The 22,045-nt window shown below is 44.8% G+C and carries 21 protein-coding genes and 1 other RNA gene; 15 read left to right on the top strand and 7 right to left on the bottom strand.

Going from position 1 to position 22,045, the window contains the following annotated elements:
- Positions 1 to 66: 66 nt before the first annotated feature.
- Entirely contained in the window at positions 67 to 1,950 is a 1,884-nt protein-coding gene (parE, locus tag VOR_RS0102400; protein WP_010318049.1) for a DNA topoisomerase IV subunit B, read from the top strand.
- Complete coding sequence (parC, locus tag VOR_RS0102395; protein WP_010318048.1) at positions 1,951 to 4,227, top strand: DNA topoisomerase IV subunit A; 2,277 nt, start codon at positions 1,951 to 1,953, stop codon at positions 4,225 to 4,227.
- A gap of 71 nt (positions 4,228 to 4,298) precedes the next feature.
- Here the strand turns inward: parC and degS are convergent, their stop codons facing one another.
- The 3 genes from degS to zapG all read right to left on the bottom strand — a co-directional run bounded on the left by degS (position 4,299) and on the right by zapG (position 7,496).
- A complete protein-coding gene (gene degS / locus VOR_RS0102390) occupies positions 4,299 to 5,363 on the bottom strand; it encodes an outer membrane-stress sensor serine endopeptidase DegS (RefSeq protein WP_010318047.1) in 1,065 nt (354 codons plus the stop codon).
- Positions 5,364 to 5,571: 208 nt separating this feature from the next.
- Positions 5,572 to 6,936 carry a Do family serine endopeptidase gene (locus tag VOR_RS0102385; RefSeq protein ID WP_010318046.1) on the bottom strand — a complete coding sequence of 455 codons (1,365 nt, stop codon included), beginning with the start codon at positions 6,934 to 6,936 and terminating at the stop codon, positions 5,572 to 5,574.
- A 116-nt stretch (positions 6,937 to 7,052) separates the two neighbouring features.
- Positions 7,053 to 7,496 (bottom strand): Z-ring associated protein ZapG, encoded by a 444-nt coding sequence (gene zapG / locus VOR_RS0102380; RefSeq protein WP_010318045.1) that lies wholly within the window; start codon positions 7,494 to 7,496, stop codon positions 7,053 to 7,055.
- Positions 7,497 to 7,638: 142 nt separating this feature from the next.
- On the opposite strand from zapG, the gene zapE reads away from it, so the two are divergent.
- From zapE to sspB, 8 genes are all read left to right on the top strand, one after another.
- Positions 7,639 to 8,745: a cell division protein ZapE gene (gene zapE, locus VOR_RS0102375; protein ID WP_010318043.1), complete on the top strand. Its 1,107-nt coding sequence runs from the start codon at positions 7,639 to 7,641 to the stop codon at positions 8,743 to 8,745.
- A gap of 237 nt (positions 8,746 to 8,982) precedes the next feature.
- Positions 8,983 to 9,411: a 50S ribosomal protein L13 gene (gene rplM, locus VOR_RS0102370; protein WP_010318042.1), complete on the top strand. Its 429-nt coding sequence runs from the start codon at positions 8,983 to 8,985 to the stop codon at positions 9,409 to 9,411.
- A 15-nt stretch (positions 9,412 to 9,426) separates the two neighbouring features.
- The gene (rpsI, locus tag VOR_RS0102365; protein ID WP_010318040.1) at positions 9,427 to 9,819 is read left to right on the top strand and encodes a 30S ribosomal protein S9; all 393 of its coding nucleotides are present in this window, start codon (positions 9,427 to 9,429) and stop codon (positions 9,817 to 9,819) included.
- Positions 9,820 to 10,144: 325 nt separating this feature from the next.
- On the top strand, positions 10,145 to 10,741 hold the full coding sequence (gene petA / locus VOR_RS0102360; protein WP_010318038.1) for a ubiquinol-cytochrome c reductase iron-sulfur subunit: 597 nt from the start codon (positions 10,145 to 10,147) through the stop codon (positions 10,739 to 10,741).
- Positions 10,741 to 12,006 (top strand): cytochrome b, encoded by a 1,266-nt coding sequence (locus VOR_RS0102355; RefSeq protein WP_010318035.1) that lies wholly within the window; start codon positions 10,741 to 10,743, stop codon positions 12,004 to 12,006. Before petA ends, VOR_RS0102355 begins: the two co-directional genes overlap by 1 nt.
- On the top strand, positions 12,003 to 12,740 hold the full coding sequence (locus VOR_RS0102350) for a cytochrome c1 (RefSeq protein ID WP_010318033.1): 738 nt from the start codon (positions 12,003 to 12,005) through the stop codon (positions 12,738 to 12,740). Before VOR_RS0102355 ends, VOR_RS0102350 begins: the two co-directional genes overlap by 4 nt.
- Positions 12,741 to 12,837: 97 nt before the next feature.
- Complete coding sequence (gene sspA, locus VOR_RS0102345) at positions 12,838 to 13,473, top strand: stringent starvation protein SspA (protein ID WP_010318032.1); 636 nt, start codon at positions 12,838 to 12,840, stop codon at positions 13,471 to 13,473.
- A gap of 9 nt (positions 13,474 to 13,482) precedes the next feature.
- On the top strand, positions 13,483 to 13,962 hold the full coding sequence (gene sspB / locus VOR_RS0102340) for a ClpXP protease specificity-enhancing factor (RefSeq protein ID WP_010318029.1): 480 nt from the start codon (positions 13,483 to 13,485) through the stop codon (positions 13,960 to 13,962).
- Positions 13,963 to 14,048: 86 nt separating this feature from the next.
- On the opposite strand, the gene VOR_RS0102335 is transcribed toward sspB, so the two are convergent.
- The 4 genes from VOR_RS0102335 to VOR_RS0102320 are packed head-to-tail and all read right to left on the bottom strand — an operon-like array spanning position 14,049 to position 17,379.
- A complete protein-coding gene (locus VOR_RS0102335; protein ID WP_010318027.1) occupies positions 14,049 to 14,618 on the bottom strand; it encodes a BON domain-containing protein in 570 nt (189 codons plus the stop codon).
- A gap of 3 nt (positions 14,619 to 14,621) precedes the next feature.
- Positions 14,622 to 15,212, bottom strand: coding sequence for a phosphoheptose isomerase (locus VOR_RS0102330; RefSeq protein ID WP_010318025.1), 591 nt, complete (start codon positions 15,210 to 15,212; stop codon positions 14,622 to 14,624).
- 3 nt (positions 15,213 to 15,215) lie between these two features.
- Entirely contained in the window at positions 15,216 to 15,587 is a 372-nt protein-coding gene (locus tag VOR_RS0102325) for a YraN family protein (protein WP_010318023.1), read from the bottom strand.
- Positions 15,574 to 17,379: a penicillin-binding protein activator gene (locus tag VOR_RS0102320; protein WP_010318021.1), complete on the bottom strand. Its 1,806-nt coding sequence runs from the start codon at positions 17,377 to 17,379 to the stop codon at positions 15,574 to 15,576. Before VOR_RS0102320 ends, VOR_RS0102325 begins: the two co-directional genes overlap by 14 nt.
- A gap of 69 nt (positions 17,380 to 17,448) precedes the next feature.
- Here VOR_RS0102320 and rsmI point away from each other — a divergent pair, with 69 nt between their 5' ends.
- From rsmI to VOR_RS0102295, 5 genes are all read left to right on the top strand, one after another.
- Positions 17,449 to 18,315: a 16S rRNA (cytidine(1402)-2'-O)-methyltransferase gene (gene rsmI / locus VOR_RS0102315; protein WP_010318018.1), complete on the top strand. Its 867-nt coding sequence runs from the start codon at positions 17,449 to 17,451 to the stop codon at positions 18,313 to 18,315.
- A 119-nt stretch (positions 18,316 to 18,434) separates the two neighbouring features.
- An RNA gene (rnpB, locus tag VOR_RS18110) (RNase P RNA component class A) lies at positions 18,435 to 18,838 on the top strand.
- A gap of 200 nt (positions 18,839 to 19,038) precedes the next feature.
- Positions 19,039 to 19,989 (top strand): 16S rRNA (cytosine(1402)-N(4))-methyltransferase RsmH, encoded by a 951-nt coding sequence (gene rsmH, locus VOR_RS0102305; RefSeq protein WP_010318016.1) that lies wholly within the window; start codon positions 19,039 to 19,041, stop codon positions 19,987 to 19,989.
- A 3-nt stretch (positions 19,990 to 19,992) separates the two neighbouring features.
- Positions 19,993 to 20,310 carry a cell division protein FtsL gene (gene ftsL, locus VOR_RS0102300; protein WP_010318013.1) on the top strand — a complete coding sequence of 106 codons (318 nt, stop codon included), beginning with the start codon at positions 19,993 to 19,995 and terminating at the stop codon, positions 20,308 to 20,310.
- Positions 20,307 to 22,037, top strand: coding sequence for a peptidoglycan glycosyltransferase FtsI (locus VOR_RS0102295; RefSeq protein ID WP_010318011.1), 1,731 nt, complete (start codon positions 20,307 to 20,309; stop codon positions 22,035 to 22,037). Before ftsL ends, VOR_RS0102295 begins: the two co-directional genes overlap by 4 nt.
- Positions 22,038 to 22,045: the final 8 nt, after the last annotated feature.

Genomic DNA, 22,045 nt, shown 5'->3' with positions numbered 1-22,045 from the left:
CAAGCACATCATTGATAAACTGCCGAAAAAGTAACGAATCATTTATCTATAAAAGCATTCCGTATTATGACTGAACAATATAATGCTGGGGCCATTGAAGTTCTTAATGGTTTAGAACCAGTACGTCGCCGACCTGGGATGTATACGGACACCGCGCGGCCGAACCATTTGGGCCAAGAAGTTATCGATAACAGTGTCGATGAAGCGCTAGCCGGATATGCCTCCAAGGTACAAGTTATTCTCCACGCCGATCAATCACTTGAAGTGATCGATGATGGGCGTGGTATGCCCGTTGATATTCACCCTGAAGAGAAAATATCAGGCGTTGAGCTTATCTTCTGTAAATTACATGCGGGGGGTAAGTTTTCAAACAAAAGCTACCAGTTCTCCGGTGGTTTACATGGGGTAGGTATTTCTGTAGTGAATGCCCTATCCAAGCGTGTGGAAGTGACCGTTCGCCGTGATGGGCAAATATATGAAATGGCGTTTGAGCACGGTAATAAAGTCGAGGAATTGACGGTAACTGGGAGCTGTGGTCGCCGTAATAAAGGGACGAGTGTTCACTTTTGGCCCGATACCAGCTATTTTGACTCGCCTAACTTTTCAGTGACTCGCCTAATCAATAATTTGCGCGCTAAAGCGGTGCTTTGCCCGGGGCTCGAGATTACTTTTAGTGATAAGGTTAACAATCTTGAGCACCGTTGGTACTACGAAGACGGCCTAAAAGATTATCTCGCAGAAGGCGTAAAGGGTTACACCTTATTGCCCGAAGAGCCATTTACGGGTGAGTTTGTCGCTGAAACTGAAGCGGCCAACTGGGCAGTGATTTGGCTACCTGAAGGTGGTGAGATGATCACCGAAAGCTATGTTAACTTAATCCCTACCGCACAAGGTGGTACGCACGTTAACGGCTTACGCCAAGGGTTGCTCGATGCGATGCGTGAATTCTGTGAATTCCGCAACCTGTTGCCGCGTGGCGTTAAGTTAACTGGTGAAGATGTCTTTGACCGCTGTTCTTATGTATTGTCGGTTAAGATGCAAGACCCACAGTTTGCAGGGCAAACCAAAGAGCGCCTTTCTTCACGTCAAACCGCGGCTTTTGTTTCTGGTGTGATAAAAGACTCCTTCAGTTTATGGCTGAATGAAAAACCACAACTGGCGGAATTACTTGCCGAAGTGTGCATAGCCAATGCGCATCGCCGCATGCGAGCCAGCAAAAAAGTGGTACGGAAAAAAATCGCATCAGGCCCCGCGCTCCCCGGTAAATTGACCGACTGTTCAGTACAAGACCTGAGCCGCACTGAAATCTTCTTTGTCGAAGGGGATTCAGCAGGCGGCAGTGCTAAGCAAGCGCGCGATCGTGAATTTCAAGCGGTTATGCCACTGCGTGGGAAAATTTTAAATACGTGGGAAGTGTCGGCAGACCAAGTGCTGGCTTCACAAGAAGTGCATGATATTTCTGTTGCGCTTGGGATTGATCCTGATAACGACGATCTGGATGGATTGCGTTACGGTAAAATCTGTATTCTCGCAGATGCGGACTCTGATGGTTTACATATTGCCACCTTGCTCTGCGCCTTATTTACCAAACATTTCCGAGCATTAGTCAAAGCGGGGCATATTTTTGTTGCGATGCCTCCTTTGTATCGGATCGACTGCGGCAAAGAGGTCTTTTATGCACTCGATGATGCTGAAAAAGAGGGCATTTTAGAGCGACTTAGCCAGAAAAAAGCCAAAATCAACGTCCAGCGATTTAAAGGTTTGGGTGAAATGAATCCGCTTCAATTGCGTGAAACAACGATGGATCCAAACACGCGCCGCTTGGTGCAACTGACCATTGATGATGCTGAAGCAACGGATGAAATGATGGACATGTTGCTAGGTAAAAAGCGTGCAGATGACCGCCGCGCATGGTTGCAACGTTATGGCGATATGGCAGAGGTGCAATAAATGTCAACTGAAATAACCTTTGATGGTGTTGAGAAACTGCCGCTGCGTAAGTTCACTGAAGACGCCTATCTCAATTATTCGATGTACGTCATCATGGACCGCGCACTGCCTTATATTGGCGATGGTTTAAAACCGGTACAGCGACGTATTATTTATGCGATGTCGGAGCTTGGACTCTCGGCGTCAGCCAAGTACAAAAAATCAGCGCGTACCGTTGGTGACGTGCTAGGTAAATACCACCCGCACGGTGATTCGGCCTGTTACGAAGCAATGGTATTAATGGCGCAACCCTTTTCTTACCGCTATCCACTGGTGGATGGTCAAGGTAACTGGGGTGCTCCGGACGATCCAAAATCCTTCGCGGCGATGCGTTATACCGAAGCGAAACTGTCTAAATTCGCTGAAGTTTTACTGGGTGAGCTTGGACAAGGCAACGTTGATTGGCAGCCTAACTTTGATGGCACAATGCAAGAACCCCAAATGCTGCCGGCGCGTTTACCTCATATTTTGCTCAATGGCGTCACGGGAATTGCGGTGGGCATGGCGACCGATATTCCACCACACAATGTGCGTGAAATTGCCGATGCGACGATTCACCTGATCGATAACCCAGAGGCGCAACTGCACGATGTGATGCAGTATGTGCAAGGGCCAGATTATCCGACCGAAGCGGAAATTATTTCACCCAGAATTGAAATTGAGAAAATATATCGCTCAGGTCGCGGCAGTATCAAAATGCGCTCGGTTTGGCATAAAGAGGGTGGTGATGTTGTGATCACCGCATTACCTCATCAAGTTTCAGGCGCTAAATTGCTCGAACAAATCGCTAACCAAATGCGCGCGAAGAAATTGCCAATGGTTGAAGATTTACGCGATGAATCGGATCACGAGAACCCTACGCGCATTGTTATTGTGCCGCGTTCTAACCGTGTAGATTGTGACTTGTTGATGAGCCACTTGTTCGCATCAACCGATCTAGAAAAAAGCTTCCGTGTTAACTTGAACATGATTGGCTTAAACAATCGCCCAGAAGTGAAAGGTTTAGTGACTATTCTTTCTGAGTGGATTGAGTTTCGCCGCACCACGGTTCGCCGCCGTTTGCAGTACCGTCTTGATAAAGTCATGGCGCGTTTGCACATCTTGGAAGGTTTACTAATCGCTTATCTGAATATTGATGAAGTGATTGAAATCATTCGTACTGAAGATGAACCGAAAGCGGTACTGATGGCCCGTTTTGGTATTAGTGCTATTCAAGCCGATGCGATTTTAGATACCAAACTTCGCCACTTAGCCAAACTTGAAGAGATGAAGATTCGTGGTGAGCAAGATGAGCTTGCTAAAGAGCGCGAAAAATTAGAGCAGTTGCTTGGTTCTGAGCGTCGCTTGAACACCTTGTTGAAGAAAGAGATCAAAGCAGATGCTGAGAAGTATGGTGATGATCGCCGTTCACCACTGATTGAGCGTGCTGAATCTAAAGCCTTGACTGAGCGTGACCTTGTGCCAAGTGAAGCGATCACCGTTGTGCTTTCGGAAAAAGGCTGGGTACGTCATGCCAAAGGGCATGATGTGGATTGCCAAAGTTTGAGCTATAAATCCGGCGATCAGTATTTGGCTCATGCTTGTGGTAAGAGCAATCAACAGGTCGTATTCTTGGGTAGCGATGGTCGAAGTTATTCGCTTGAAGCCCACTCGCTACCTTCGGCGCGCAGCCAAGGTGAGCCGATTACGGGTCGTCTCAACATCACAGAGGGCTCGTCTATTCGCCAAGTAGTGATGGGGGAAGAGGATCAACTCTGGTTAGTGGGCTCGGATGCCGGTTATGGTTTTGTGTGTAAAGGTGGTGAACTACTGTCGAAAAACCGTAGTGGTAAAGCCTTAGTTAATTTGCCTGAGAACTCAGAGATAATGACGCCGCATACCATCGGCCATTTGGAGTCTGATGACATTTTAGCGATCACGAATCAGGGCCGAATGTTGCTATTCCCAATCAAAGATTTACCACAGCTAACCAAAGGCAAAGGCAACAAAATAATCAATATTCCTGCGGCTAAGTCCAAAGAGCGTGAAGAGTTTGTGTCACACTTAATTTCCTTGCCTCAAGGAGCGGCTATTACGCTCTATGCTGGTAAACGCAAACTTGGTTTAAAAGCCAGCGATCTAGATAACTTCCGTGGTGAGCGTGGGCGTCGAGGTAGCTTACTACCGAGAGGGCTGCAACGTGTTACTGCAATTGAGATTGAATCAGACCTTAGTGATTCAGATCTTGAGCAAGAGTAAAAATCTATAAATAAAAGCCCCCTTCGTGAGTTGGGGGCTTTTTTATGTCTCTTTGTTTTTGGTGCTTAGTTTTATTCGCGTAGGTCTTCAACAATTGTCACGGGAAGTGTCATCTCTTCACCTTTACGTAAGATAAGCACATCGACAACGGTACCTGGGCGCAAGTCAGTGACAATTTCCATCACACTCTTGCGACCATTAATTTTTTTACCGCCAATTTTTAGAATAATGTCACGCTCTTTAAAACCAGCCGTTTCCGCAGGGCCATTGGGGTCAATGCCCAACACAACTATACCGCCAATATGTTCACTGCCAAGTAAGCGAGATGTTACTGGAGTAATATCTTGCCCATCAATACCGATATAGCCGCGAATCACGCGTCCATCAGCTATGATTTTTTCCATAATGGTATTGGCTAATTTGTAGGGAATCGCGAATGATATACCATCAGTTTTCATTTCAGTTGCTTGTTGAAACGAAGCCGTGTTAATACCTACCAGCTCTCCTTGAGTGTTGACCAAAGCTCCTCCTGAATTGCCTTCATTAATGGCCGCATCAGTTTGGATCAAAGCTTGGCGTCCATCGGTGCTGACAGATGAACGTTCAGTAGCAGAAATGATACCAAAAGTAGTGGTTTGCCCAAGGTTGTATGGATTGCCAATGGCCAGTACCACATCGCCAACTTTCACCGAGTAATTGGGATTTTGTGGAATAACGGGAAGGTTTGTGCCTTCAATTCGCAAAATTGCGATATCCGTGCGTCGATCTTTGCCTACCAATTGTGCGGCAGCGAGACGGCCATCTTGCAATGCCGCCACGATTTGGTCGGCTTGGGCTACTACGTGATAGTTCGTAATGATGTACCCTTTCTCGCTCACAATTACACCAGAGCCTAACCCCTGAATCGACAGTTTACTGCGATCGCTTTCGGTGTATTTTTGGTTGTAAATATTGACGACAGCAGGTGCGGCGCGGCGAACTGCTTGGTTAAACGAAATTTGCAAAGAGAGTGCATTAGGTGATTCTATTGCTGTTATTTTTGGGAGAACATTGGAACGTAGCGAGGGAACCGCTAATAAGATAACGACAGCAGCGAGAAGCCCAAGTCCCATTGAACGAAGTAAAAAGTTAAGCATATCTTCCCCAAACAAAACCCGCTATATACTCAGCTTATTTTACACCTGAGCTTGAGAGAGGAAGAATAGCACTACATGATTGAATAAGAAAAGGGCAGCATTCAAATGCTGCCCTTTTCGCTCCACAAGCGATTCTCACTAATTAGCGAATAACCAAGTAAATGTTAGCGAATAACCAAGTAAATGTTAGCGAATAACCAAGTAAATGTTAGCGAATAACCAAGTAAATGGTTCTATCACCTCGTTGGATATTCAGCGCAAGTATGCTCGGCTTTTTCTCCAAAATTTCGCGTAATTGTGCGAGGTTTTTCACTCGTTGGCGGTTAACACCAATGATGATGTCCTCTTTTTGTAGTTGGTACGCTTCTGCTGCTGACCCTTTCTCTATAGTAGTCACTTTAACGCCAGCGATTGGGTCTTGATCCGTAGTATTGGTCAGTGCCGCACCAGTCAACCCCGAGTGCAGTTGCTCTGCTTTAGTTGTGGTGTTGTTTTCACTCAAGGTTACGTCGAAGGTTTTGTTTTGACCATCGCGGATAACATCGATTGTGATTTTTTTACCTGCACCTAATGTCGCTACTTTGGCTCTTAATTCGTTGAAGGTAGAAACGTTTTTTCCATTAATAGCTGTGATGACATCACCCGCTTTGATCCCTGCTTTATCGGCGGCGCTATCTTTGATAACTTGGCTAACAAACGCCCCTTTACTTGACTCATAGCCTAGCGCTTCAGCCAGTTCAGAGGTTATTTCACCCCCTTGAACGCCGAGCACGCCACGTTTTACCTCACCAAATTCTAAGATCTGTTCGGTCAAGTTTTTCATCATATTTGATGGGATTGCAAAACCGATCCCAACGTTGCCACCATTCGGTCCAAGAATCGCGGTATTAATCCCAATCAATTCACCATTGAGATTGACCAAGGCACCACCAGAGTTGCCACTGTTAATCGCGGCATCGGTCTGAATAAAGTTCTCAAAGTTTTCAAGATTAAGTCCACTTCGTCCCAACGCAGAAACAATGCCGGAAGTCACCGTTTGACCAAGACCAAACGGGTTCCCGATCGCGACAGTGAAATCACCTACACGCAGTTTGTCTGAATCTGCGATACGAATTTGGGTTAAATTTTTTGCTTTTTTGAGTTTGATCAGCGCGACATCGGACATTTTATCGCCACCGACGAGCTCCGCATCGTATTCTCGGCCGTCGTACAGTTTAACGCGAATCTTATCAGCACCATCGATGACGTGATAATTAGTCACAACATAGCCTTTGTCTGCGTCAGTAATGACACCAGAGCCTAATGCTCTAAATGGCCGCTCTTGCGATTGGTCGATTGGAAAATCAGGACCAAAGAAAAATCGAAACTGCTCGGGTAAACGTTGATGAGAAACTTGAGTTCCTTCAACGGAGATACTGACAACCGCAGGCGTCACTTGCTCTAGCATCGGTGCTAAGCTTGGCAATGGCTCACCACTGACAGAAAAGGGTAGTGCTGCCATTGCAGGTAGTGGGGTGATGATTGAACTTAAACTTAATGATAGGGCGGTTAAAATAAGTAAAGGTTTTTTCATCATAAGCTCCTTTAGAATAACTGTGTCCGAAGTTTAATATTTGTACGAAAGACAAAACTTCAACACTCTCGTGAGGTTTATGACTCAAAAACCTTTATAAGGTTCATGAATTCAGATTAAAGGGCTTTCGCCTTAACTACGTCTGCAGAATGAATGATCTCTTTTTCTGGAGTATTAAAAAGCCCCGTAGCCCCATTAGCATAATCTTTTGGTGGTTGTTCAAAAAGATTATCGTTACTTTTTTCTGGTTCACTGTGCAGTGCAATTTTTTTGATAAATGGATTATCTTGCTCTGGCATATTCGGTAAAATTTCGGACGATGTTTTGGCCATGTGTTGGTACAGTTTGGTGTAATCTTTACCTAGGGTATCGAGCATCTCTGCTGTTTGAGCAAAATGATCTGACAATTCTTGGCGCTGTTGTTCCAAACTAAATTTCGCGTTATCTAATTCTTTTTGTAGAGACTTTTGGTTTTTATATTGAGGCGTAGTCAATCGTGAAATGACCATTCCCAACGCAGCCCCTACTAGCAAGCCCACAATGGCATATATCAAAGGCATAACAGCTCCTTATTGTTGTTATTTAACATGTTTATTACCTATTGGTTACACATGTTGCTTCGACATGTTACTATGACTGCTCTAGCCAATAAAGCGAAATACACGAAATAGCAGTTTCCATTTTTTAGTGTAGTAGGCAGTCATGACACCAAAACAGCGATATGAACACGATTTGAAAAAACTCGGTTTTCAACGAGACTCTGCTCAAGAAAGCGCCGTCGATGCGTTGGATTTACTCTACCACCAGTTTCAGGATTATCTTAACCAACCAATTAAGCCTTCCGCGGTTTGGGCTAAATGGTTTGGTCGCCAACCTGAGCTGCCTAACTTGCCTAAAGGGCTCTATTTTTGGGGCGGTGTCGGGAGAGGAAAAACCTATTTAATGGATACGTTTTTTGAGGCTCTGCCAACCACTCGTAAATTGCGAGTGCATTTCCACCGTTTTATGTATCGAGTTCATGATGAGTTGAAGGAACTGGCTGGAGTTGAGGAGCCCTTAGAAAAGGTTGCCGATATTTTTAAGTCAGAAACGGAAATTATCTGTTTTGATGAGTTTTTCGTATCAGATATTACTGATGCGATGATTTTGGGTACCTTGTTTCAAGCACTGTTTAAACGCGGTATTATCTTAGTGGCGACATCGAACATTCCACCGCACGACTTATATCGCAACGGCTTGCAACGAGCCCGATTTCTCCCTGCAATTGCTTTGATTGAATTACACTGTCATGTGTTGAACGTCGATAGTGGTATTGATTATCGCTTAAGAACATTAGAGCAAGCGGAAATTTACCACTATCCATTGGATGAAGCGGCAAGCCATAATTTACAACATTACTATCGGCAATTGGTTGGTGACGAGAAAAAAGAGGCGCTCAGTGAGATCGAAATCAATCACCGCACTCTCTCTGTTGTAAAAGCTGGTGATGGTATTTTGTATGCAACCTTCGAGCAGTTATGCCAAACGGCAAGAAGCCAAAATGATTACATTGAGTTGTCCAAAATTTACCATACAGTACTGTTGGCTGATGTGAAGCAGATGGATAGAACCATTGATGATGCAGCACGGCGTTTTATTGCGTTGATTGATGAGTTTTATGAACGGCATGTCAAAGTGATTATCTCAGCCGAAGTGGCGTTGGACGAGCTGTACCCGCATGGGCAACTTGAGTTTGAATTCAAACGTTGTCAGTCGCGGTTAATTGAAATGCAAAGTCATGAGTATTTAGCAAGGGAACATCTGGCTTAGCTCAATTCGGACACTTTTAAAGCAAAATAAAAAAATCGTGATTTTGTTCAAAAAGAGGTGATTTTTTCTACTGACTTCCCTATAATCCTGCGACCCACCGTTACTGCAGGCCTGTTTCTGTGAAACGAGAGGCCGAGAGAAACCAAACGCTCGAAGGGGTAACTTTGGACTCTTAGACAGTGGGGGCATTTTAATGCTCCTTTTAGTGTAAATTTTATTTAACGGGTTATTATTAGCATGAAAACTTTCGTTGCTAAACCAGAAACTGTAAAACGCGACTGGTATATCGTAGACGCTGAGGGTAAAACTCTAGGTCGTCTAGCAAGTGAAATTGCATCTCGCCTACGTGGCAAACATAAAGCTGAATACACTCCTCACGTAGACACTGGTGATTACATCATCGTTGTAAACGCTGAGAAAGTTACTGTAACTGGTAACAAAGCAGCAGCTAAAACTTACTACCGTCACACTGAATTTCCAGGCGGCTTAAAATCAATCACTTTCGACAAGCTGATTGTTCGTAAGCCAGAGATGGTTATTGAGCTAGCGGTTAAAGGTATGCTACCACGTGGTCCTCTAGGCCGTGCTATGTACCGTAAGCTGAAAGTTTACGCTGGCGCTGAGCACAACCATGCTGCTCAACAACCAAAAGTACTAGACATCTAATTGGGGATTTCGAAAATGGCAGAGAATCAATACTACGGCACTGGCCGTCGCAAAAGCTCAGCTGCACGCGTTTTTATTAAACCAGGCAGCGGCAACATTGTAATCAACAAGCGTAGCCTTGATGTTTACTTTGGTCGTCCAACTTCTCGCATGGTTGTTAAACAACCTCTTGAGCTAGTTGAACTCACTGAGAAACTGGATCTATACATCACTGTTAAAGGTGGTGGTATTTCTGGTCAAGCTGGTGCTATCCGTCACGGTATCACTCGCGCTCTAATGGAATACGACGAATCACTACGTCCTGTTCTACGTGCAGCTGGCTACGTTACTCGCGACGCTCGTTGCGTTGAACGTAAGAAAGTTGGTCTGCGTAAAGCACGTCGTAAACCACAATTCTCTAAGCGTTAATCTTTTTTCAAAAGATTCGCTTCCAGTGTTACTGGATTGTGGTTCAAAAGCCCGGTATTTATACCGGGCTTTTTGTTTTTTGGTGTTAGCAAACACTCATTTTTTTAATCACATCATTTGGTTATGGTTCTTTAATCTTTCTTTTGTGACCTCACGTGCGATTTACTTCACGAATGTTACGAAAAGGTAGCTTTATCTTGTCAAAAAGTAGGGTTTTATTTATCATTTACCATCAAATAAATACAACTAGATTCGTATTTTGTTAGCCATGCTCTTATAAGCGGAATAACAATAATCCACAGGGAGCAAATGGGAGAATGTTTGGATGAGCAATGCGCCTTTAAATAACGGCCGCAGACGTTTCTTAACCGCGACAACAGCCGTTGTCGGAGGGTTAGGCGCCGCTGCTGTCGCCGTTCCTTTTATTAAATCTTGGAACCCAAGTGCCAAAGCCAAAGCGGCGGGTGCTCCTGTTGAAGTTGAAATAGGTAAACTTGAAGAGGGGCAAATGGTTCGTGTTGAGTGGCGAGGAAAGCCTGTTTGGGTTGTTCGTCGTTCTCAATCAGTGGTCGATGGGCTAAAAGATATCGAAAACCAGCTTCGAGATCCTCAATCAGATGAACAGCAGCAGCCTAATTATGCACAAAATGCTTATCGTTCGATTAAACCTGAATATTTCGTTGCGGTTGGTATCTGTACCCACCTTGGCTGTTCACCCACTTATTTACCGGATTCTTTTAGTGAACAAGTTCAAGGGGTGAAATCTGGTTTCTTCTGTCCTTGTCATGGTTCAAAATTTGATATGGCTGGCCGAGTTTTCCAAGGCGTACCTGCACCACTAAACTTGGTTATCCCTCAATACATGTATCTTAGCGATACTCGTATTGTCATTGGGTTAGATGAAACAGGGGAGGCTGCATAATGCAAGTTTTACTTGATTGGGTAGAAAAGCGTTTACCTGCAATGAACGCTTATAAGAAACACCTATCTGAATACCCAATGCCGAAAAACTTTAACTTTTGGTATTTGTTTGGATCGTTAGCTATGTTGGTTCTAGTTAACCAACTGCTCACAGGTGTGTGGCTAACCATGAACTATGTGCCATCAGGTGAAGGCGCTTTCGCGTCAGTTGAATACATAATGCGTGATGTTGAGTATGGTTGGTTACTGCGCTATATGCACTCTACCGGAGCTTCAGCTTTCTTTGTGGTGATTTATCTACATATGTTCCGTGGCTTAATTTACGGTTCATATCAGAAGCCTCGTGAGCTGCTATGGCTATTTGGAATGCTGATCTTCTTAGTGTTGATGGCTGAAGCCTTTATGGGATACTTGCTACCATGGGGACAAATGTCCTACTGGGGAGCGCAAGTTATTATCTCTTTGTTCGGTGCAATCCCTGTTATCGGTGATGATTTAACTCTATGGATACGTGGTGACTACGTTATTTCAGGCGCTACATTAAACCGCTTCTTTGCTCTGCATGTGATTGCTTTACCTATCGTCTTATTATTACTTATTGTTCTTCATATTTTAGCACTGCATGAAGTTGGCTCTAATAACCCTGACGGTATTGAAACCAAGATACCAAAAGGGTCTATGGGCGATGATTATAAAACGCAGTTTAAATTCCATGACTACTACACTAAGAAATACGACATCATTGATTCTATTCCATTCCACCCTTACGGGACGGTAAAAGATCTTATTGGTGTTGCTGGCTTCTTGTTCTTATTCTGTTACGTGCTGTTTTTTAACCCAGAGATGGGGGGATATTTCCTTGAGCCGCCTAACTTTGAAGCGGCAAATCCACTTAAAACACCTGAACACATTGCACCCGTTTGGTATTTCACTCCGTTTTACGCCATTTTACGTGCCGTTCCAGATAAGCTGATCGGTGTAATTGCAATGGGCGCATCGATTGTAGTGCTGTTCTTATTGCCATGGTTGGATCGCTGTAAAGTTCGTTCTTACCGCTACCGCAGTAAGTTTCACTTATTCAATATCATTCAGTTCACTATCTGCTTTATTGCTTTGGGTGTATTGGGCGCGTTGCCAGCCACGCCAACTTATACTCTTATGGCGCAGATCTTTAGCTTAGGTTATTTCATGTTCTTTGTTTTGCTCTATTTCTATAGCAAAAATGAAGCAACGAAACCATTACCAGAAAGGGTGACATTTAAATGAAAAAGTGGATTGTAGTTTTATTTGCAATGCTGCCGTCACTTGCTCTGGCAGCTGGAGCCAATGTACATCTAGATAAAGCGAATAATGATTTAAGGGACCAAGCATCACTACAGCATGGTGCTAAGTTATTCATGAACTACTGTTTTGCTTGCCACTCAACTCAATACCAGCGTTATGAACGTGTAGCGAATGACTTGAATATTCCTGCAGATTTGATGAAAGAGAATTTGATCTTTGATCCTAATGCCAAAATTGGTCAACTGATGGAGAATGCTATTCCAGATAAGTCAGCAGCAAAATGGTTTGGTGCACCACCACCTGATTTAACGCTGGTGGCCCGAGTGCGAGGAACAGATTGGCTGTATACTTACCTTCGCTCATTTTATGCCGATCCTAGCCGGCCATTTGGTGTAAACAATATTGTATTCCCAAGCGTCGGTATGCCTCATGTGCTTGAAGAGCTACAAGGTATACCACAGCCTGTTTATAGCACCCATATCGTTAATGGTGAGGAAGTTAAGACGGTTATTGGTGTCGAGTCTGATGGGACTGGTGAGCTGAGTAAAAGTGAGTATGATCAAGCGGTCCGCGACATCGTTAACTTTCTTGAATATTCCGCTGAACCAGTCAAGCTTGAAAGGCAAACTTTAGGCTGGTGGGTAATGGCATTCCTTGTGCTATTTACTATCGTGGTCATTCTATTGAAGAAAGAATATTGGCGTGATGTGCACTAATTATGCTACCATGCGGCGTTAATTTCTAATTTTTAGAATCTTCAATGGAGGCCTGGCCTCCATTGTTTTTATATCTGTAAGTGTGCTGGAGGGCTCCATGGCTGTAGCTGCCAATAAACGTTCTGTGATGACGCTATTTTCGAGTGCATCTGATATGTATAGTCATCAGGTACGTATTGTTCTAGCGGAAAAAGGTGTCAGTGTTGAAGTAGAATTAGTTGATGAAACCAATCTACCTGCTGACCTTATTGAGCTAAACCCATATAAGACAGTACCAACGTTGGTTGATCGTGAGCTTGCTCTTTATGACTCAAAGATCATCATGGAATACCTAGATGAGCGTTTCCCTCATCCACCGCTGATGCCTGTTTATCCTGTGGCTCGTGGTAATAGCCGTTTGATGATTTACCGTATTGAGAAAAACTGGTACTCACTGGCTGAGAAAGTCGTGAAGGGCAATGCGGAAGAGTCAGAAGCTGCTCGTAATAAATTACGCAATGATCTATTAACTCTTGGCCCTGTGTTCGCGGAATACGAATATTTCATGAGCGAAGAGTTTAGCCTCATTGATTGCTATTTAGCTCCATTATTATGGCGCTTACCTATCTTAGGGATCGATCTGATTGGTCCTGGCTCTAAAGAGCTTAAAGTATATATGAATCGTGTTTTTGAGCATGATTCATTCTTGGCTTCTTTAACAGAAGCTGAACGTGAGATGCGTTTAGTTCGTTAAGGCAGTTTGATGGATATCTCTCAAATGACTCCTCGCCGACCTTATATGCTTAGAGCATTTTATGATTGGCTATTAGAAAATGAATTGACTCCTCATGTTGTTGTGGATGCTACTCTTACGGGTGTACGAGTGCCGATGGAGTTTGTGCAAGATGGACAAATTATCCTTAATCTCGCCCCAAGAGCTATAGGTAACCTTGAGCTTGGCAATGAAGCGATTACGTTCAATGCTCGCTTTGGTGGACGTCCTCATTCGGTCATAGTGCCTTTGTACGCAGTGCAAGCTATCTATGCACGTGAAAACGGTGCCGGTACTATGTTTGAACCTGAAGAGGCCTATATCGCTTATCTAGAAGCTGGCATAACAGAGGAATCTGAACAAGAACCGATGTTAAGCGTTGCTTCTCAAGAAGATGAGGAATTATTAGAGACTCGGGCACAAGAAACTTCTCGGCCTAAGGGAAAACCAAGCTTAAGAGTCATTAAGTAACTCATTTTCACACATTAAGCAGTCATGATCGAAAAAGCAGCGATATTCGCTGCTTTTTTTCTAACAAAAACAAAGGATAACCAAGGTTATTCGCTGTATTGAAATGCCTTAATCACCTGTTTTACGCCTGATATGTTTCGAGCGATATCGCTGGCTAGATTAGCCTGTTCTGCCGAGATATAGCCAAGTAAAAATACTTCTCTATTTTCTGTGATTACTTTGATTTTGATTGTGTTCAGTTCAGAATTGGCCAACAGCGCTGATTTTACTTTAGTCGTAATCCAACTGTCGTTACTGATTTCGCCAATCGATAAAGGCGCTTTTATTCTGACTTGATTATGAATGGTTGTGACCCCTTTTGTCTCACGTGCTTTATTTTCAAACTCATTGAGTAATCCGGAGTTTTTAGCTTGTCCCATCAACACGACAATCCCTTGATAAGAACTGGCCGTAATGCGAGTTTTTCCGTTAAAGGGGGCTTTATTGGCGATACCTGCTACTTCAAATTCGATGTTATTATCATTCCAAATTTCTTGAGTGGTTCGAGGGTCTGTTACTAGGCTCGCTGTTGTTGCCGCGCCAGCAAGGATAACGCCTGCACAACCTGATACAGCAAAGCTCAACAGTAGAATGAGTGAAAGTTTTAATCTATTCATTGTCTATTCTTCATGAGAAGGGAAAAGGACTTGATCAATCAAGTCACATAAGCAGTGTAGGGTGACCATATGAACTTCATGGATTCGAGCTGTCCGCTGCGATGGAATACGGATCTCCACATCATTTTCACCTAAAAGACCAGCCATTTCTCCACCGTCTTTGCCTGTGAGAGCGATAATCGTCATATCGCGAGTCACAGCCGCTTCCATCGCTTTAATGATGTTTTTGCTGTTACCACTGGTTGAAATAGCCAACAAAACATCGCCAGGTTGACCAAATGCACGCACCTGTTTCGAGAATATTTCTTGGTAGTGATAGTCGTTAGCCACTGCGGTTAACGTGGTATTGTCTGCGGTTAATGCAATGGCGGGTAAACTCGGGCGTTCAGTTTCAAAACGGTTCAGTAAGCAAGAAGAAAAAAGCTGGGCATTGGCCGAGGAGCCACCATTACCACAACAGAGAATTTTATGACCGTTAAGTAGCGTTGCCACCATGGCTTGTGCAGCATGCGTGATCGCATGGGGTAGTGCTTCAGCAGCCGCAATTTGAATTTGGATGCTTTCGGTAAAACTGTCTTTAATGCTGTCTAGCATCGTTTATCCTTGAGTTATTGCGTTTTTAATCCACTCAATATGATGCACATCTTGGTGGATGGCGATCACATCGAAACGAAAATCGGTGTCATAGGGCGATAGGCCACGCTTCAGTAGCCATAAATTCGCGGTTTTCATCAACTTTGTCATTTTTGCAGTAGTAACCATTTCTGCTGCATGGCCATGATGTTGATCTTTCCTGTATTTAACCTCTACGAACACTAAGGTATTTTTATCCCGCATAATGATGAGGTCAATTTCACCGATTTTGGTATTGAAATTTTGTTCAATAAAAACTAAACCGCAACTCAATAAATAGTGTTTGGCTGCGTTTTCATACTGTTGACCTATCGCTCTGCGACTAAAGAGCGCCATATACCGCCCAACTGATCTCTCTCTGTATTACGCATTGTTCATCAATACTTAATGTGCCTGTTTTGCCATCGATGCTATACCCATCGACGACTTTCATTTGTGGTAGCTCAATCATCAACTGGTAAGCATCCATACCTAATGCTTGTAAGCGCCTCTCACTATTAGAGTTCTTTGGCCACAATTGGTTCATTTCATTATCCAGCATTGAATTGGGATGAATGAGTAATGGAATATCGCTATAAGTTACACCAGAGAGGTCTTCATACTGTGTGTTACCACTGTTACTACGAGAGTTTGAAAACAGTTTGGGTGGCTTAGTGTCAGGGTTAATTGCGACCTCGATAAAGGGTTTAATTAAAGTCAATTCTGCGCTGTTAGCCACGATATAAACCGAATCGATATCACGACGACTGCGGGGCAGGCTTTGCAAATCAATACCCATCAACGCATCCATTTGCGCGATATTTTGTTGGCTATCTTGCAGACCAAATACTGAGTTAATGTTGCGTTGCAATTGATGCTTATCACCAAACAGGTTCACCGATACTTTATTCTTGCTGTATTTTTGCCATTCTTCGCTAAATGCTTCTACTACACGTTGGCCGTAATTACCTTGAGGAGCGAGTATTAAAGGGTATTGATAGCCTTGGCTAAACAGATACTTAGCGGCTTGTTCAACCTCTTGCTCTGGCGAAAGTGCAAGATAGCAAGTGTTAGGATGATCTTCAATTTGGTCTGGAATATTCAACGCCAGCGTAGGGATAGAAGCTAAGCGTGCTTGTTGAAGCTTATGTAGATTCTCGATGTTCTCTTTGATGAGTGGTCCAACAATGAAATCAATGTTTTTTTCAATCAGTTGCTTGTCTATGAGCGCGGCGTCTTCGACATTGGTATCAATCACAGTCAAGGTAGCATTGAGGTCACGGTTATGGTCATTCATCATCGCCATGATAAAGCCATCACGGATCAGTTGAGCTTGCGTGGCAAACTTTCCTGAAAGAGGAAGTAACAACGCGGTGTTAGTGGGCTTGATGATCTCCAGCGCTAAAATATCTTGTATCGCTTTAGGCGTATAACGAGCCGCTGGGTGATTGCTGTTTTCCGCAAGCCATTTTTCGAGCGTATTCTTCAGCTGCGGAATATTGCTATTGAGCGTTTTCATATATACAGCCAGTTGTAGCCAGCCATCGAGCACGTTTTCGTTAGGCTCTGGATTGAATTGGGTAATTTCACGTTCGCTATAGTGATTGAAATTGAGCCAAATTTGATCGGCAATCGCTTCTTGCTCGGCATCATCAACGTAAGTGCTTAATGCAATAAGCTCCCTACTTGAATCAAAAGGGCGGCTGAGCGCGGTAAAAATATCGGCGCGCATTTGATGGTATTGAGCCCATGTTTCAGGGCTTAGCTTCCACCAAGCCTGAAAATTAAGCTGAGAGAGCGCTTGTGAAAACTGTTCCGCATTACTCAGCAACTGCGCCCTAGCCATTTGCCATTCAGCTTGTTGCGCTTCAGAGAGCGACTGCTTGGCTAAGCGCATAATCAACAGTTGCGCTTGTTCGCTGTTGTTTTCGTTAATGGCGGCTTTAAGAGCCATGATCAACCAATCATTTTGCAGTGGACCTTGGCTACTATCTGCTTGCATCAAGTAAGTTTGCGCTGACTTGGCGGGATCTTGCGTAATATCGACTGAGGTGGGCGTCGACGGTGAAGACGAACACGCCGCCAAAGCCATTGCTAATGCAACGGGCGTGAATAAGCGTGGTACACTGAGTCTCGGATGGTTCTTCATAGCCATGAGTTCTTTCATTATTCCGTGTAAAATTGTCTCTATATTAATCGTTGAAGTGATGGTAAACAAATGACAGATAGCAAAACCTTGCCAGCAGAGATCCCAACTCTCTACATTGTTCCTACGCCAATTGGCAATTTGGGTGATATTACCCAGCGAGCCATTGAAGTACTCTCAAGTGTTGATGTTATCGCTGCGGAAGATACACGCCATACTGGCAGACTTCTCGCTCACTTCAATATCCAGACTAAAACCTTTGCCTTGCATGATCACAACGAACAGCAAAAAGCACAAGTGTTAGTCGATAAATTATTATCAGGGCAATCTATTGCGTTGGTTTCTGATGCAGGAACGCCACTGATCAGTGATCCAGGGTACCATCTTGTCAATCAATGTCGTCAAGCTGGTGTGAGAGTTGTGCCACTTCCTGGCGCCTGTGCTGTGATTACTGCGCTCAGTGCATCAGGCTTACCTTCTGATCGTTTCAGTTTTGAAGGTTTTTTGCCGCCGAAAAGCAAAGGGCGTAAAGATAAATTCCTCGAGATCGCTAAGGCTGAACGCACCTGTATTTTTTATGAGTCACCACACCGAATTAGCGAATCACTGCAAGATATGTTAGCTATCTTAGGGCCAGATCGTAACGTGGTGCTAGCCCGCGAACTCACCAAAACCTTCGAGACGATTCAAGGTTTGCCGTTAGGCGAACTGATTAATTGGATTAATGAAGATGAGAACCGCAAGCGTGGTGAAATGGTGTTACTGATCCATGGTTACAGAGACAGCGTGGACGATAGCTTGCCGGACGAAGCGTTGCGCAGTTTAGCGATTTTGACAAAAGAGCTGCCTCTGAAAAAAGCGGCCGCATTGGCGGCTGAAATTTATAACCTTAAGAAAAATGCCCTTTATAAGTGGGGGCTTGAAAACCTATCTGCTTAATTAGCCAGCAGCATCTTAATGCTTTAAATCGATGGATAATTAAACGCTTAAGCGTGAATTAAACACAGAAGTTGTTTGAGCCTAGACAGTACCTATCTTTCTCTATACAATCCGCCCTCGGAGTTGACTGGGTAGTCGCTGCTTCATTGATGTCCTTTAGCCTTGTGCTGGGGAGACTGATGGAGGGGAGGAAAGTCCGGGCTCCATAGAGCAGGGTGCCAGGTAACGCCTGGGGGGCGAAAGCCTACGACAAGTGCAGCAGAGAGAAGACCGCCGATGGCCCAATTTCTTCGGAATGGGCACAGGTAAGGGTGAAAGGGTGCGGTAAGAGCGCACCGTGCGTCTGGCAACAGTTCGTAGCAAGGTAAACTCCACCCGGAGCAAGACCAAATAGGCTTCCACATTGCGTTGCTCGCGTAAGGAAGCGGGTAGGTTGCTTGAGCCAGTGAGTGATTGCTGGCCTAGACGAATGGCTACTGCCGCGCAAGCGGAACAGAACCCGGCTTATACGTCAACTCCACCTATTGCAGACCCATCATAACTCTTGCGGTTATGATGGGTTTTTTGCTTTTTATTGACGAAAATTATTTCGTAAGCACTAAACTTAGCGCAATATCACGTGATGCCAACGTCAAGTGGTAGCGATGCGGCGTTAAATCAGTAAACTGAATACTTGCGCCGTAGCCGATTGCTATATTTCAGCTTTAGCCCGATGAGAAAACGATGACTGAACCTTTTCAACACATTTCTGTACTACTGAATGAATCCATTGATGGCCTTGCTATCAAACCAGACGGTATTTATATCGACGGCACGTTTGGCCGTGGTGGTCATAGTCGTACAATTCTCTCTAAGTTGGGTGACAATGGTCGGCTTTACAGCATAGACCGCGATCCACAAGCGATTGCTGAAGCTGGAAAAATTAACGACCCGCGTTTTACTATCATTCATGGCCCATTCTCTGGCATGGCACAATACGCTGAGCGCTACGATCTGGTTGGGAAAGTAGATGGAGTACTGCTTGATTTAGGCGTTTCCTCGCCGCAGTTGGACGATGCCGAGCGCGGTTTTAGTTTCATGAAAGATGGCCCGCTTGATATGCGTATGGACCCGACGTCAGGGATCCCTGTCTCGCAGTGGCTTGCGCAAGCCGATTTGGACGACATTACTTGGGTGATTCGTGAATTTGGTGAAGACAAGCACGCACGCCGTATTGCCAAAGCGATTGTCGCTTACCGTGAAGACGATGAAAAAGAGCCTCTGACGCGCACCAGCCAATTGGCCAAACTGATTTCAGAAGCTGCGCCGAAAAGCTTTAAAGAGAAAAAACACCCGGCTACGCGCTCATTTCAAGCATTTCGTATCTATATCAATAGTGAATTAGAAGAGATCGACACTGCATTGAAAGGCGCAGCTAAGATCTTAGCCCCGCAAGGGCGCTTATCGGTGATCAGTTTCCATTCGCTTGAAGATCGCATGGTCAAACGCTTTATTCGTAAAGAGAGTAAAGGCCCAGAGGTTCCACATGGTTTGCCGTTAACAGAAATACAAATTCAGGCATTGGGCTCAGCCAACTTAAAACCAGTTGGGAAAGCGATTATGCCAACTAAAGAAGAAGTGGAACTCAATCCCCGTTCACGTAGCTCAGTATTACGAGTTGCTGAAAAACTGTAGTCTATGTCTAAATCGCCGCCGAATTTAACCAAACTGATTGCACTTGACCTGTTTACGGTGGGTCGAGTGCCGCTTATTTTGTTAATGTTAATTTTTGCCAGTGCGATGGGAGTGGTGTTTATTACCCACCATTCTAGGCAGGCGATTTCGGAAAAAGATCAAACCTTAGTTGAGCGCGAGCGGCTCGATAATGAATGGCGTAACCTCATTCTTGAGGAAACGGCCCTAGCAGAACATAGTCGCGTGCAGAATCTTGCCAAACAAGAGCTGGAAATGAAGCGACCTGATTCTGATAAAGAAGTGGTGATTACGCTCAAATGAAAAAAAACAAAGACAAAGCCCAAGCGGCACCTCGTCAAGAAAAAGCGACATCTCCTATTTTGATCCGTTGGCGATTCTATCTCATCCTCTTTTTTGTATTCGTTACTTTCGCTTTATTGGTTGGGCGCGTTGCCTTCATCCAAATTATCGAACCGGATAATTTGATCCGCGAAGGGGATATGCGCTCTGTCCGAGCCAAAACCTTGCCATCGGCACGCGGAATCATTTCGGATCGTAATGGTGAACCTCTCGCAGTCAGTGTTCCTGTCGATGCAGTATGGGCTGATCCTGTGGCTATTTTTAAAGCCGGCGGCTTAGTTGAACGTGAACGTTGGTACGCACTGGCTGATGTGTTAGGCATTAAGCGCAGTGAGCTGCTGAAAAAAATTGAAGAGAACCAAACCCGCCGTTTTATCTATTTGCAGCGTCAAGTGAGCCCTGCAATGGCCAATTATATTCGCGAACTCAAATTAGCGGGTGTGGGGCTCAAGGCCGAATCTCGCCGTTACTATCCAGCCGGTGAGGCGAGTGCACACTTAATTGGTGTGACGGGCATCGATGGCCACGGTTTAGAAGGGGTTGAGCGCAGCTATGATAAATGGCTGACGGGGGAAGCGGGCAAACAGGTGATCCGCAAAGATCGGTATGGCCGAGTGGTGGAAAATATCTCGCTTGAAGAGCGTGAAGAGGGCAAGCCACTGGCGTTGACCATTGACCAACGTTTGCAAGCGATCGCCTTTCGTGCGGTCAAGCAAGCTGTGGCGGACTATCGTGCCACTTCGGCATCGGCGATTTTGCTCGACGTGAAAACGGGTGCAGTATTAGCGATGGTTAACGCCCCCTCATACAACCCCAATAACCGTTCCGATTGGCAAAGTTTTAAAATGCGTAACCGCGTGATCACGGACGCCTTTGAACCGGGCTCAACTGTCAAACCTTTTGTAGTATTGGCCGCGCTTGAAAATGGCGTTGCGAATGACAAAACGGTGATTGATACAGGGAATGGCATCATGCAAATCGGCGGCAGTCGAGTGCGTGATACCTCAAAAGTCGGCAAAGCCGATTTAACCTTAATTCTGAAAAAATCGAGTAACATCGGAGTGGCTAAGCTGGCGCTTGAAATGCCTCTCGAAGCTCTATTAGGTATGTATACCTCTGTAGGGCTTGGTGAAATGTCGGGTTTAAACCTTGTCGGTGAGACTTTGGGTATTTTCCCGAATCGCCGCCGTTGGTCACCGTTTGAAATTGCCACCTTGGCATTTGGCTATGGTTTGTCAATTACCCCCATTCAGTTGGCTCATGCTTATGCCACTTTAGGCAATTTAGGTCAGTACCAACCAATCCATATTATTGACAGCAACCAGCAAGATTTATCACGCCAAGTGGTTGATAAAACTAATGCTAAGAAAGTGTTGGAAATGTTAGGAACCGTTACCCAACCCGGTGGCACAGCAACTCAAGCCGCGGTTCCGGGCTATCGTATTGCGGCCAAGTCAGGCACTTCGCGCAAAGCGATTGCCGGCGGTTATGGTGATGAATATTTTGCTTACACGGCAGGAGTGGCTCCAGTGAGTGACCCTCGAGTCTCGTTAGTGGTGATGGTGAATGAACCTCAAGGTGACTTATATTATGGCGGTTCCGTTGCCGGCCCTGTCTTTGCCGAAATAATGAAAGGAGCGTTGCAGATCCTCAATGTCGCTCCTGATGAAAATCGATTCCAAAAATAATTAAGAGA

Origin of the sequence: Vibrio ordalii ATCC 33509 (assembly GCA_000257205.1) — a bacterium.
GTDB lineage: Bacteria > Pseudomonadota > Gammaproteobacteria > Enterobacterales > Vibrionaceae > Vibrio > Vibrio ordalii.
Note: the sequence above shows the minus strand (reverse complement) of the source record. Positions and strands in the feature narration are given on the sequence as shown.